Raw genomic sequence first — 13,386 nt, 5'->3', positions numbered from 1 at the left:
CACCACGGCCACCGGGGCCGCCGGTCGCACCCCGGCCCCGCCCCCGGCTCCCAACACCAGCCCCGCACCCAGCCGCCCCTCAGCCACCCCCCCAGCCGCCCCCAGCCATCCCCCCCCCAGGTCGCCCCCAGCCCCGCCCCCCTCAACGCGCGTGGTCCCCGTGAGGCGTGGTATCCGTGAGGAGAAGACGGGTGCCGGAAGCCGCCCCCGAGGCGCTCCCGGTGGATCTCCCTGACCCGCTCGACCGAAAAAGTCGGCGAGTGTACCCAACAGAGACGACAGGTATGCGTAGGGCGGCCAGATTTCTTCCCCTGACGGGCTGAATTTTTCTTGATCGTGGGTCGAACCGGGGCTTGGGCGTCCTACCCTTCAGAGGGTGAAGCAGCTCATGTCCCCAGAGTCCGAGGCCGAACGCGAGGCCGCACCGCCCGACGACGTGCTCCCCGGCACGCTTCCCGAGACGCTGCGCGCCGAACTCGTGGCCTTCCGCCGTGACCTCCACCGCCACCCCGAGCTGGGCAACCAGGAGTTCCGCACCACCGCGGCGATCAAGGAGCGGCTGAAGCAGGCCGGACTGCGACCGCGCGTCCTCACCGTGGGCACCGGACTCGTCTGCGACATCGGGGTCGGCGACCCCGGATTCGACGGGGCCGGCGTCCTCGCCCTGCGGGCGGACATCGACGCCCTGCCCATCCCGGACACCAAGCACGACTGCCCGTACCGCTCGACCGTGCCCGACCGCGCGCACGCCTGCGGCCACGACGTGCACACCACCGTCGTCCTGGGCGCCGGGATCGTCCTCGCCGACCTGCACCGCCGCGGCGTGCTGCCCCGCCCGGTGCGGCTGATCTTCCAGCCGGCCGAGGAGGTGCTGCCCGGCGGGGCCGGCGACGCCCTCGCCGACGACGTCCTCGATGGCGTGCACCGCATCCTCGCCGTGCACTGCGACCCCCGGGTCGACGCCGGCCGGATCGGGCTGCGCCAGGGCCCCATCACCTCCGCCTGCGACCGGCTGGAGATCACCCTCGACGGCCCCGGCGGCCACACCGCCCGCCCGCACCTCACCACCGACCTCGTCACCGCCGCCGCCCGCGTCGTCACCGACGCGCCCGCGCTGGTCTCCCGGCGGGTCGACAGCCGGGGCGGACTCGCCCTGACCTGGGGCCGGATCGAGTCCGGGCACGCGCCGAACGTCATCCCGCAACACGCCGAGCTGGCCGGGACCGTGCGGTGCCTCGACCTCGACACCTGGCGGCAGGCGCCCGATGTCGTGGTCGCGGCCATCGACGAGATCGCCAATCTGTACCGGGCGAAGTCCCAGATCACCTACGTACGGGGCGTGCCGCCGGTCGTCAACGAGCCGGTCAGCACCGAACTGCTGCGCACGGCCATGGCCGCCCGGCGCGGACCGGACTCGGTGGAGATCACCGAGCAGTCCCTCGGCGGCGAGGACTTCTCCTGGTACCTGGAGCACGTGCCCGGCGCCATGGCCCGGCTCGGCGTCCGCCCGCCCGGCGAGCGGACCGTACGGGACCTGCACCAGGGCGACTTCGACGCCGACGAGCACGCGATCGACGTCGGCGTGGAGATGTTCACGGCGGCGGCCTTCCTCGACCCGGGCTGCTGACGCCGCGCGGCCCCGGCTCGGGCCCCGGCTCCGACTCGGGCTCGGGCTCGGGCCCGGCTCCGGCTCGGGCCCGGCTCCGGCTCGGGCCCGGCCCCGGCCCCTTGGAACCCCGGGACCCCATCCGCCCCGCCCCGTCACCGCCCCGTGGCCCGGCGGGGCAGCGGCACGAATGGGTAACGGCCCCCCTCGATCCCGTTCCCAGGAGTTTCTACGCGCGTTAATGTGCGCCGAACCGAGCGCCCGCTGCGGGGCTTTGGAGAATGGGGAGCTTCAGATGCGTCGGATATCGAGACTGGCCCGGGTCGCGGTGGGGGTCGCCTCGCTCGCGCTCGCCGCCACCGCCTGCGGCGGCACCAGCACCGGCAGCGACAGCGGGGGCGGCGACGGCAAGGAGGCCAAGGGCCTCGCCATCGCGTACGACATCGGCGGCAAGGGCGACCAGTCCTTCAACGACGCCGCGTACGCCGGCCTCCAGAGGGCCGAGAAGAAGTACGGCTACAAGAGCGCCGACATCGAGCCCACCGAGGGCGAGACGGACGCCGACAAGGAGCAGCGGCTCGCCTCGCTGGCCAAGCAGGGCTACAACCCGGTCATCGGCGTCGGCTTCGCCTACGGACCGGCGATGGAGGCGGTCGCCGCGAAGTACCCCGACACCACCTTCGGCATCGTCGACTCCGTCGTCGAGGGCGAGAACGTCGCCTCCCTCGTCTTCGCCGAGCACGAGGCGTCCTACCTCGCGGGTGTCGCCGCCGCCAAGGCCACCAAGACGAAGACGGTCGGTTTCGTGGGCGGTGTGGACGTGCCGCTGATCCACAAGTTCCAGGCCGGTTTCGAGCAGGGCGTGAAGGACACCGACCCGAAGGTCAAGGTGATCTCGCAGTACCTGACCCAGACCGCGGAGGAGGGCGGCTTCTCCAGCCCGGACAAGGGCCGCGCCGCCGCCGAGGGCCAGATCGAGAAGAAGGCCGACGTCGTGTACCAGGCGGCCGGACTCTCCGGCCAGGGTGTCATCGAGGCCGCCGCGAAGGCCGGGGTCTGGGCGATCGGCGTCGACTCCGACCAGTACAAGCAGGAAGCCCTCGCCGCGTACAAGGACCACATCCTCACCTCCGCCACCAAGGACATCGACGGCGCGGTCTACGCGCTCGCCGAATCGGTCCAGGACGGCAAGCCCCTGAGCGGTGTGCGGACCTTCGACCTGAAGTCCGACGGCGTGGGCCTGTCCGACTCCAACCCGAAGTTCGCCCAGATCGCGGGTGCCCAGGACGCCGTGGCCAAGGCCAAGGAGGGCATCGTCGCCGGCACCATCAAGGTCCGCAGCGAGTAATCCTCGACACACCGGCGACCGGCGGCGCACCGGAGCGGACGGCCATCGGGTGGCCGTCCGCTCCGCCGCGTCCGGGGGCCCGGGGGCCGTATCCGTACCGTGGTGTCCCCGGCAGGCGACTCCCCGTCACGGGCCCGGCCCGAAACCCCCTTCCGGGTCACCCTCCGCCACCCCCCGTTCGCACCCGGCGAGCACCCGGCGAGCCCCCGGGGGTCCCCGGCGGGCACCCGGCGGTCCGCCCGCGGGCCCCCGTGGCGCTCGCCTGTGCGGCCTCTTGCTCACGGGCGGATAACAAGGTGGACAGAAGGGGTTTTCAGGCAGGTCTACGCGCGTTAATCTGCGGCGAAGCCAGCGCCGAAGCCGAACCGTCCGGCGCTTGTACGACAGGAGCACCACACATGCGCCGGATTTCCCGGATCACGGTCGCAGGCGCGGCGACCGCCTCCCTGGCCCTCGCCCTCTCCGCCTGCGGTGGCACCTCGACCTCCTCCGGGTCGTCTGATGCGAAGGGCGACAAGGGGCTCGCCATCGCCTACGACGTCGGCGGGCGGGGCGACCAGTCCTTCAACGACGCCGCCTTCAGGGGCCTGGAGCAGGCGAAGGAGGAGTTCGGCTACGAGACGGCGGACATCGAGCCCACCGAGGGCGAGACCGACGCCGACAAGGAGCAGCGCCTCTCCTCGCTCGCCAAGCAGGGCTACAACCCGGTCATCGGCGTCGGCTACGCGTACGCGACCGCCATGAAGGCCGCGGCCGAGAAGTACCCGGACACCACCTTCGGCATCGTGGACGACGCCACGATCGAGGCGAAGAACGTCGCCGACCTCGTCTTCAACGAGGAGGAGGCGTCCTACCTCGCCGGCGTCGCCGCCGCGAAGACCACCAAGACGAAGACGGTCGGTTTCGTGGGCGGCGTGGACGTGCCGCTGATCCACAAGTTCCAGGCCGGCTACGAGCAGGGCGTCAAGGACACCGACCCCTCGGTCAAGGTGATCTCGCAGTACCTCACCCAGACCGCGGAGGAGGGCGGCTTCTCCAGCCCCGACAAGGGCAAGACCGCCGCCGAGGGCCAGATCGAGAAGAAGGCCGACGTCGTCTACGCCGCGGCCGGCCTCTCCGGCCAGGGCGTCATCGAGGCCGCCGCCACGCACAAGGTGTGGGCGATCGGCGTCGACTCGGACCAGTACAAGCAGGAAGCCCTCGCCAAGTACAAGGACTTCATCCTGACGTCGGCCACCAAGGACGTCGCCAAGGCCGTCCACAACCTGGCGAAGTCGGTGGAGAACGGCAAGCCCGAGACCGGTATCGTCAAGGGCGACCTGAAGTCCGGCGAGGTCGGCCTGTCGGTCTCCAACCCCAAGTTCGCGGACGACGCCGCGCTCCAGAAGGCCGTGAACGCGGCCAAGGAGAAGATCGTCAACGGCGAGATCAAGGTCAAGAGCAGCTAGTTGAGCAGCGAGGGCGGGTCCCGTGGAACAGACCGGCTCCGGCCGGGCGCCGGTCGCTCCGGCCGCGTTCCCGGGACCCGGCCCGGACCTCGAACAGCGTGTCAGCGCGGGGTCGCGTCCGCTCGGCGGGACACGGGGAGGGTGGCCAGGTCCGCCTTCCCCGCGTCCCGCCGAGCGGTGTGCCACCGCCTTTCGATGCCGTAGGGGCGCTACGCGCGTAGACGGCCCCCGTCCCCAGGAGAGTGCGCCATCAACGCGTCCAGCAGCCCTCCGGCCGGAGCGGCGGTCAACGGTCAGGTGACCGCCGTCCGACTCGCCGGGATCACCAAGCGTTTCCCGGGAGTCGTGGCCAACCACGACATCCACCTCACCGTCCGCAAGGGCACCGTCCACGCCCTCGTCGGCGAGAACGGCGCCGGCAAGTCGACGCTCATGAAGATCCTCTACGGCATGCAGAAGCCGGACGAGGGCACCATCGAGATCGACGGCGAGCAGGTGAGCTTCGCCTCGCCGGCCGACGCCATCGCGCGCGGCATCGGCATGGTCCACCAGCACTTCATGCTCGCCGACAACCTCACGGTCCTGGAGAACGTGGCGCTGGGCAGCGAGAAGCTGTACGGCATCGGCGCCCGTGCCCGACGCCGCATCAAGGAGATCTCCGACCGCTACGGCCTCGGCGTGCGCCCCGACGTCCTCGTCGAGGAACTCGGCGTCGCCGCCCGCCAGCGCGTCGAGATCCTCAAGGTCCTCTACCGCGGCGCCCGCACGCTCATCCTCGACGAGCCCACCGCCGTCCTGGTGCCGCAGGAGGTCGACGCCCTCTTCGAGAACCTGCGCGGGCTCAAGGCCGAGGGCCTCTCCGTCATCTTCATCTCCCACAAGCTGGGCGAGGTCCTCTCGGTCGCCGACGACATCACCGTCATCCGGCGCGGCACCACCGTCGGCACCGCCGTGCCCGCCGAGACCACCCCGCGCCAGCTCGCCGAGCTGATGGTGGGCAGCGAACTGCCCACCCCCGAGACCGCCGAGTCCACCGTCACCGACCGCCCGGTCGTCACCGTCGACGCGCTGCGCCTGGCCGCGCCCGGCGGCAAGGCCCTGCTCGACGACATCACCTTCACCATCCACGCCGGCGAGGTGCTCGGCATCGCCGGGGTCGAGGGCAACGGCCAGACCGAACTGGTCGACGCCCTGATCGGCCTGCGGTCCGCCGACTCCGGCACCATCCGCTTCCTGGACGAGGACATCACCTCCCTGCCCACCCGCAAGCGCCGCGAGCAGGGCATCGGTTACATCCCCGAGGACCGCCACCGCCACGGGCTGCTCCTGGAGGCGCCCCTGTGGGAGAACCGCATCCTGGGGCACGTCACCGAGAAGCCCAACAGCCGCGGCTTCTGGCTGGACCCGAAGGCGTCCCAGGAGGACACCCGCCGCATCGTCGAGACGTACGACGTCCGCACGCCCGGCATCGACGTCACCGCGGCCTCCCTCTCCGGCGGCAACCAGCAGAAGCTGATCGTCGGCCGGGAGATGAGCCACGGGCCGCGCTTCCTGATCGCCGCCCACCCCACCCGCGGCGTGGACGTCGGCGCCCAGGCCGCCATCTGGGACCACATCCGCGAGGCCCGCCGCGAGGGCCTGGCCGTCCTGCTGATCTCCGCCGACCTGGACGAGCTGATCGGCCTGTCCGACACGCTGCGGGTGATCTACGACGGCCGGCTCGTCGCGGACGCCGACCCCGCGACGATCACCCCGGAGGAGCTGGGCTCGGCCATGACCGGCGCCGCCACCGGCCACCTCGTCGCGGAGGAAGCATCCGCCGCCACCGGCCACCTCGTCGCGGACGAGGCCACCGGCACCCCCGAGATCGTCGCGGACGAGGCATCCGCCGCCACCGGCCACCTCGTCGCCGACGAGACCTCCGCCACCCCCGAGAACCCGGCGAGGAAGACCCCCGAGACGTCGGCCGAAGCCCCCGAGTCTCCGGAAGACGAGGCCCGCTGATGAAGAAGTTCGACAGGGAGCGCGTGCTCCTCGCGGTGGCCGGCCCGGTCATCGCGCTCGCCGTGGCGTTCGTGCTCAGCGCGATCGTCCTGATCGCCTCGGGCAAGAACCCGATCGAACCGTTCGTCTTGATGTTCGAACAGGCCGGGTTCTCGGACGTCCAGGTCCGGATCGTCAACCAGGCGTCGATGTACTACATCGCCGCCCTCGCGGTCGCCATCGGCTTCCGGATGAACCTGTTCAACATCGGCGTCGACGGCCAGTACCAGCTCGCCGCCATGGTCGCCGCGATCGTCGGCGCCCACGCCGACCTGCCGGCCGTCCTCCAGATCCCGCTGCTGCTGCTGACCGCCATGTTCACCGGTGCCTTCTGGGCCGGTATCGCCGGTGTCCTCAAGGTCACCCGCGGCGTCAGCGAGGTGGTGGCGACGATCATGCTCAACGCCATCGCCACCTCGCTCATCGTCTACATGTGGCGGCCGGACGTCTTCGGCGTCAAGATCGGCAACAACAGCACCACCGGCGTGATGCACGAGTCCGGCTGGATTCCCGGCATCGACATGGGCGCCGCCGGAGAGATCCACGGCCTGCTGATCCTCGCCGCGCTGCTCGGCGTCGGCTACTGGATCGTCCTCAACCGCACCCGCTTCGGCTTCGACCTGCGCGCCTCCGGCGCCTCCGAGTCCGCCGCCGCGGCCAGCGGCGTCGACCCCAAGCGGATGGTGCTCAGCGCCATGCTGCTCTCCGGCGCGGTGGCCGGTCTCGCCGGACTGCCCATGCTGCTCGGCGACACCCACACCTACAGCCTCAACTTCCCCAAGGGCGTCGGCTTCCTGGGCATCGGCATCGCCCTGCTCGGCCGCAACAGCCCGGTCGGCATCGCCTTCGCCGCCCTGCTGTGGGCCTGGCTCGACAAGGCCTCCCCGGAGCTGGACTTCCACGGCTTCGACAAGGAGATCGCGGTGATCATGCAGGGCCTGATCGTCCTCTCCGTCGTCGTCGCCTACGAGGCCGTCCGCGAATGGGGCCTGCGCCGCCAGCAGCGCCGGGTCGGCGCCGAACTCGCCGCCGGCCTCGCCCTCGGTGCCGCCGGGAACGGCGGCGACGCCGACGGCGGCAACCCCGACAACACCCAGAAGGAGGTGGCGGCCCGATGACCACTTCGACCACGGCGACCGACGTCAACCAGCCCACGCTTCAGCCCGCGGCGCCGACCGGCCGCCGCATGTCGCTGCCCGTCCTGCTGCTGGTCATCGCCGGCACCCTCGCGCTGACCTCCCTCGTCCGGCTCGTCACCGGCGCCGACGGCATCACCAACGTCAGCCAGATGTCCACCGCGCTCCAGCTCGCCGTGCCCATCGGCCTCGCGGGACTCGGCGGCCTGTGGGCCGAGCGCGCGGGCGTCGTCAACATCGGCCTCGAAGGCATGATGATCCTCGGCACCTGGTTCGGCGCCTGGGCCGGCTTCCAGTGGGGCCCCTGGACCGGGGTCCTGGTCGGCATCGCCGGCGGCGCGCTCGGCGGACTGCTGCACGCCGTCGTGACCGTCACCTTCAAGGTCAACCACATCGTCTCCGGCGTGGCCATCAACATCCTCGCCCTCGGCGCCACCCGCTACCTCGCGCCGCTCGCCTTCGAGGGCCACCAGGGCGGCTCCGCCAAGCAGTCCCCGGCGGTCGAGTCCCTCGGTCACTTCACCGTGCCGGGACTCTCCGGCGCCCTGACCGACCTCAACGCCAAGGGCTGGTTCCTTCTCTCGGACGTCGCCGGCCTCCTCGGCGGCCTCGTCACCAACGTCTCCTGGCTGACCCTGCTCGCCGTCGCCCTGGTACCCGGGAGCTGGTGGGTGCTGTGGCGCACCCCGTTCGGCCTGCGGCTGCGCTCCTGCGGCGAGAACCCGATCGCCGCCGAGTCCCTCGGCGTCAACGTCTACAAGTACAAGTACCTCGCCGTGATCATCTCCGGCGGACTGGCCGGCCTCGGCGGCGTCTTCCTCGCCATCGTCGCCAACCCGTTCTACCTGGAGGGCCAGACCAGTGGCCGCGGCTACATCGGCCTCGCGGCGATGATCTTCGGCAACTGGATGCCCGGCGGCCTCGCCATCGGCGCCGGACTCTTCGGCTACACCGACAGCCTCAACCTGCGCGGCGGCTCGGCCAACGTGCACGCCCTGCTGCTCCTCGGCGCGCTCCTGCTGCTGGCCGGCGCCATCTGGCTCGTCGTGCGCCGCGCCTACGTCAAGGCCGCGATCACCCTGGCCGTCGGCGTCCTCTTCTTCGCCTGGTACGCGGGCACGAACGAGGTCCCCAACCAGGTCGTCTCGGCCACGCCGTACGTCGTCACGCTCGTCGTCCTCGCGCTCTCCGCGCAACGGCTGCGGATGCCGAAGGCCAACGGCATGCAGTACCGCAAGGGGCAGGGCAAGTGACCGGCCCCGACTGGGCCGGGCTGCGCGAGGCGGCCAGGCAGGCCATGGCCCACGCGTACGCCCCGTACTCCGGCTACCCGGTCGGCGCCGCCGCCCTGGTCGACGACGGCCGCACGGTCACCGGCTGCAACGTGGAGAACGCCAGCTACGGCATCGGCCTGTGCGCCGAGTGCGGGCTCGTCTCCCAGCTCCGGCTCACCGGCGGCGGGCGGCTGACGCACTTCGTCTGCGTCGACGGCCGCGGCGAGGTCCTGGTGCCCTGCGGCCGGTGCCGCCAGCTCCTGTACGAGTTCGGCGGAGACGGCCTGCTGCTGGAGACCCCGGCGGGCGTCCTGCCGCTCTCGGAGATGCTCCCGCAGGCGTTCGGCCCCGGACACCTCGCCCCCGGACACCCCGCCCCCTGAGCCCGCGGCCCCCGCGCGCCGGACCCGGCCGCGGGGGCCGCGGCGTTCCCGTACCCCCAACCCCTTCGGCACCACGCTCCACCCCCCACCCCTCCGCATCACCCTTCGCTCCACCGGAAGGAAGCCAGCCATGGCCATGGACGTCATCTCCGTCATCCGCACCAAGCGGGACCGCGGCGAACTCGGCGACGAGCAGATCGACTGGGTCGTCGACGCGTACACCCGCGGGGAGGTGGCCGACGAGCAGATGTCCGCCCTCGCGATGGCCATCCTGCTCAACGGCATGAACCGGCGCGAGATCGCCCGCTGGACCGCCGCGATGATCGCCTCGGGCGAGCGCATGGAGTTCTCGTCGCTCTCCCGCCCGACCGCCGACAAGCACTCCACCGGAGGCGTCGGCGACAAGATCACGCTCCCGTTGGCCCCGCTCGTCGCCGCCTGCGGCGCGGCCGTCCCGCAGCTCTCCGGCCGCGGACTCGGCCACACCGGCGGCACCCTCGACAAGCTGGAGTCGATCCCCGGCTGGCGGGCCCTGCTCTCCAACGAGGAGATGCTCTCCGTCCTCGACGGCGTCGGCGCCGTGATCTGCGCCGCCGGCGACGGACTCGCCCCCGCCGACAAGAAGCTCTACGCCCTGCGGGACGTCACCGGCACCGTCGAGGCCATCCCCCTGATCGCCTCCTCGATCATGTCGAAGAAGATCGCCGAGGGCACCGGCTCGCTCGTGCTCGACGTGAAGTGCGGCTCCGGCGCCTTCATGAAGACCCTGGAGGACGCCCGCGAGCTGGCCTCCACCATGGTCGGCCTCGGCACCGACCACGGCGTGCGCACCGTGGCGCTGCTCACCGACATGGCGACCCCGCTCGGACTGACCGCGGGCAACGCCCTGGAGGTCCGCGAGTCCGTCGAGGTCCTCGCCGGCGGCGGCCCGCAGGACGTGGTCGAACTGACCCTCGCCCTCGCCCGCGAGATGCTCGACGCGGCCGGGCTGACGGACGCCGACCCGGCGAAGGCCCTCGCCGACGGCTCCGCCATGGACGTGTGGCGCCGCATGATCTCCGCCCAGGGCGGCGACCCGGACGCGGCCCTGCCCACCTCGCGCGAACAGCACGTGGTCACCGCCCCCGCCTCCGGCGTCCTGACCCGCCTGGACGCCTACGACATCGGCGTCGCCGCCTGGCGCCTGGGCGCCGGACGGGCCCGCAAGGAGGACCCGGTGCAGGCCGCCGCCGGTGTCGAACTGCACGCCAAGCCCGGCGACCAGGTCACCGAGGGCCAGGCGCTGATGACCCTGCACACCGACACCCCGGACCGCTTCGGCTACGCCCTCGCCGCGGTCGAGGGCTCCTGGGACATCGCCCCGGCGGGCACCGCCTTCACCCCGTCGCCGGTGGTGCTGGACCGCATCGCCTGACCGTCCCCGCTGCGGCGGAACGGACCGGGCCCGGGGCATGTTTGCGCCGGGCCCGGTACGCGTGTGCCGGGCCGGTGCGGGGGCGGGGGCGGGGTGACTGCGCGGGTTTTCCGGTACGAGTCCGGGTGCGCCCGCGCGGGTCCCCCCGCAGCGGGTCAGCCCAGCAGGGTCGCCACCGCCACGAGCACCGGCACGGACACCACCGTCGACACCAGCACCGCGTCCCGGGCGAGCCGTTCGCCCACCCCGTACGCCGACGCGTACGTGTACAGGTTCTGTGCCGCCGGCAGCGCCGACGTCACCACCACGTCCAGCAGCGCCGCGCCCCGCAGGCCGAACACCCCCGACGCCAGCGCCCAGGCCACCGCCGGCTGGCCCACCGACTTCAGGGCGACCGCCAGCAGCACCGGCCCCCGGTCCGCGCCCCGCATCGGCATCGTGCTCCCGCTGAGGGAGATGCCGAAGGCCAGCAGCACCGCCGGCACCGACATGTTGCCGATGAGCGTGAGCGGCTCCAGTACCGGCCCCGGCACCCGCAGCCCGCTCGCCGCGACGGCCACCCCGGCCAGCGAGCCCAGCGCGATCGGATTCCGCAGCGGGGTGAGCAGCCGCCGCCACAGCGGCCCCCGTACGCCGCCGCGCGAGAGGTCCAGCACGGTCAGCGCCACCGGCGTGACGCCGAGGAGCTGGAACAGCAGCACCGGCGCCACCAGCGAGGCGTCGCCCAGCACGTACACCGCGATCGGGATGCCGAGGTTGCCCGCGTTGACGTAACCGGAGGCGAGGGCGCCGATCGTGGTGCGGCCCAGCCCCCAGCGCCGCGCGATGCCGACCGCGACGAAGGTCCCGGCCACCGCGAGGGTGCTCAGCGCCGTCACCAGGAGCCGGTCGGAGAAGACCACCGCCAGGTCCGCCCCCGCCAGCGTCGTGAAGAGCAGCGCGGGCGAGGCCACGTGGAAGGCGAGCCGGGTCAGCACCTCGCGGCCCTGCTCCCCGAGGTGCCCGCGCAGCCCGAGCACGTACCCGACGCCGATGACGACGGCGATCACCCCGAAGCCGGTCAGCACGCCCTGCACGGCGCCCCCTTCCCGGAGACGCGCCCTCCGGCGGCCTCGGGCGGACGGTGGTGCGCGGGGTGGCGGGATATGTGGGGGCGGAGGCCGGGGGAGGAGCGGTGCCCGGCGCGGGTGCGGGACGTGCCTGAACTGTGAGGAGTACGGGTGTTGTTACGGGGCCGACGGAGGTGGTTACGGGGCTGGCGGGGGCCGTGGGGCTGGTAGGGGCCGTGTGGCGCGTGGGTGCTGTGGGACGGGAGGGGGCTGCGGGGCATGCGGCCCACCCTCCGGCGCGGGCCGAGCCCGGGTCAATGTGATCTCCGCCGGTCCGCACCCCGGCGAGGCACCGATGAGTCCCGGACAGCGCGCCGGTCTACCGCACGTGGAGGCCGCGACACCCGCCGTACTCGTGCTGTCCGGGCCCGTCCCCCGGGGGGAGGCGGCGTCCCGGCTCTGCGCCGAGGTGCGCTCACGCCTGCGTACCACCGGGGCCGGGGCCATCGTGGTGGACCTCGGCGGGCTCGCACCGCCCGGACTCGGCACCGTCGACCTGCTGGCCCGGCTGGAACTCACCGCCCGCCGGGCCGGTGGCCGCATCCGGCTCCGCGACCCGGACCCCACCCTGCGCGCGCTACTGGACCTGGCCGGCCTCCGCTTCGAGACGGAGCGGCAGCCCGAACAGCGGGAACCACCGCGCGGTGTCCAGGAAGCAGTGGAACCCGGTGATCCGGCCCCCTGACACCTCCAGTATCTGGACCGCCCACGGAGCGAAACCGCCCGCTTCCGGGTCCGGCTTGTAGTGCGCGAACGCCGGCAGGCCGTTGGCCCGGACCGGCAACAGCCGCGAGCCCGCGCACGAGGCGCCCAGCGTCGACATGAAGCCGGTGATGTCCGAGGGCCCCGCCAGCCACAGGTCGAACGGCGGCATCGTCATCACCGCGTCCTCGTGCAGCAGCGCCGTCAGGGCCGCCATGTCGTACCCCTCGAAGGCGGCCACATAGCGCTCCAGGAGCTTGCGCTGCTCCTCGTCGAGCGGATCGGACACCTCCGCCTCCGCGCCCCGGTCGGCCCGCGCGGCCAGCGTCGCGCGGGCGCGCTGGAGGGCGCTGTTGACCGAGGGGACCGAGGTGCCGAGCAGCTCGGCGACCTCGCTCGCCCGCCAGGCCAGCACCTCCCGCAGGATCAGCACCGCCCGCTGCCTGGGCGGCAGCCGCTGGAGGGCGGCCATGAAGGCGAGCCGCACCGACTCCTTGGCGACGGCGGCCTCCGCCGGATCGTCGGTCGTCGGCAGCACTCGCCCGTCCGGCACCGGCTCCAGCCAGGTGTGGTCCGGGCGGGACGTGAGCGCGGCGCGGGCCGGCGGGGTCGCCTCCGTCAGGTCCATCGGGCGGGCCCGCTTGTTGCCCGCGGCCAGCATGTCCAGGCAGACGTTGGTGGCGATCCGGTACAGCCAGGACCGCAGGCTGGAGCGGCCCTCGAAGGAGCCGTACCCCCGCCAGGCGCGGACCAGGGTGTCCTGGACGGCGTCCTCGGCCTCGAAGGAGGAGCCCAGCATCCGGTAGCAGTACCCGGTCAGCTCGACCCGGTGCCTCTCCAGCGCCGACTCCAGCTCCGGTGTCGTGGTCCCCTTGGTCATCGTCCACCCGCCCCTGTGGCCGTCCGTCGCGCGCACGGTCGCG

General features: G+C 72.7%; 11 protein-coding genes. 9 read left to right on the top strand and 2 right to left on the bottom strand.

Translation table 11 applies throughout. The features are described 5' to 3' along the window. The first annotated feature begins 388 nt into the window (after positions 1-388). From J5Y05_RS18795 to J5Y05_RS18760, 8 genes are all read left to right on the top strand, one after another. Positions 389-1,627: a M20 family metallopeptidase gene (locus J5Y05_RS18795; protein WP_210874545.1), complete on the top strand. Its 1,239-nt coding sequence runs from the start codon at positions 389-391 to the stop codon at positions 1,625-1,627. Between the two features lie 274 nt (positions 1,628-1,901). Further along, positions 1,902-2,954 carry a BMP family lipoprotein gene (locus tag J5Y05_RS18790; RefSeq protein WP_210874013.1) on the top strand — a complete coding sequence of 351 codons (1,053 nt, stop codon included), beginning with the start codon at positions 1,902-1,904 and terminating at the stop codon, positions 2,952-2,954. 398 nt (positions 2,955-3,352) lie between these two features. Beyond that, positions 3,353-4,402: a BMP family lipoprotein gene (locus tag J5Y05_RS18785; protein ID WP_210874011.1), complete on the top strand. Its 1,050-nt coding sequence runs from the start codon at positions 3,353-3,355 to the stop codon at positions 4,400-4,402. A gap of 297 nt (positions 4,403-4,699) precedes the next feature. Next, entirely contained in the window at positions 4,700-6,406 is a 1,707-nt protein-coding gene (locus J5Y05_RS18780) for an ABC transporter ATP-binding protein (protein WP_210874009.1), read from the top strand. Further along, the gene (locus tag J5Y05_RS18775) at positions 6,406-7,563 is read left to right on the top strand and encodes an ABC transporter permease (RefSeq protein WP_210874008.1); all 1,158 of its coding nucleotides are present in this window, start codon (positions 6,406-6,408) and stop codon (positions 7,561-7,563) included. The genes J5Y05_RS18780 and J5Y05_RS18775 overlap by 1 nt, the downstream gene beginning before the upstream one ends. Then, positions 7,560-8,834, top strand: a complete 1,275-nt coding sequence (locus tag J5Y05_RS18770) for an ABC transporter permease (RefSeq protein WP_210874005.1) — start codon at positions 7,560-7,562, stop codon at positions 8,832-8,834. The genes J5Y05_RS18775 and J5Y05_RS18770 overlap by 4 nt, the downstream gene beginning before the upstream one ends. Further along, positions 8,831-9,238 (top strand): cytidine deaminase, encoded by a 408-nt coding sequence (locus tag J5Y05_RS18765; RefSeq protein ID WP_210874003.1) that lies wholly within the window; start codon positions 8,831-8,833, stop codon positions 9,236-9,238. The genes J5Y05_RS18770 and J5Y05_RS18765 overlap by 4 nt, the downstream gene beginning before the upstream one ends. 130 nt (positions 9,239-9,368) lie before the next feature. Next, positions 9,369-10,652, top strand: coding sequence for a thymidine phosphorylase (locus J5Y05_RS18760; RefSeq protein ID WP_210874001.1), 1,284 nt, complete (start codon positions 9,369-9,371; stop codon positions 10,650-10,652). Between the two features lie 155 nt (positions 10,653-10,807). Here J5Y05_RS18760 and J5Y05_RS18755 read toward each other — a convergent pair whose 3' ends face one another. Further along, positions 10,808-11,728: an AEC family transporter gene (locus J5Y05_RS18755; protein ID WP_210873999.1), complete on the bottom strand. Its 921-nt coding sequence runs from the start codon at positions 11,726-11,728 to the stop codon at positions 10,808-10,810. 328 nt (positions 11,729-12,056) lie between these two features. Here J5Y05_RS18755 and J5Y05_RS18750 point away from each other — a divergent pair, with 328 nt between their 5' ends. Next, the gene (locus tag J5Y05_RS18750; RefSeq protein ID WP_210873997.1) at positions 12,057-12,446 is read left to right on the top strand and encodes an STAS domain-containing protein; all 390 of its coding nucleotides are present in this window, start codon (positions 12,057-12,059) and stop codon (positions 12,444-12,446) included. Here J5Y05_RS18750 and J5Y05_RS18745 read toward each other — a convergent pair. After that, positions 12,339-13,343, bottom strand: coding sequence for a sigma-70 family RNA polymerase sigma factor (locus tag J5Y05_RS18745; RefSeq protein WP_210873995.1), 1,005 nt, complete (start codon positions 13,341-13,343; stop codon positions 12,339-12,341). The two genes, J5Y05_RS18750 and J5Y05_RS18745, sit on opposite strands and share 108 nt — an antisense overlap. Positions 13,344-13,386: the final 43 nt, after the last annotated feature.

The organism is Streptomyces tagetis (assembly GCF_018069565.1).
Lineage (GTDB): Bacteria > Actinomycetota > Actinomycetes > Streptomycetales > Streptomycetaceae > Streptomyces > Streptomyces tagetis.
Note: the sequence above shows the minus strand (reverse complement) of the source record. Positions and strands in the feature narration are given on the sequence as shown.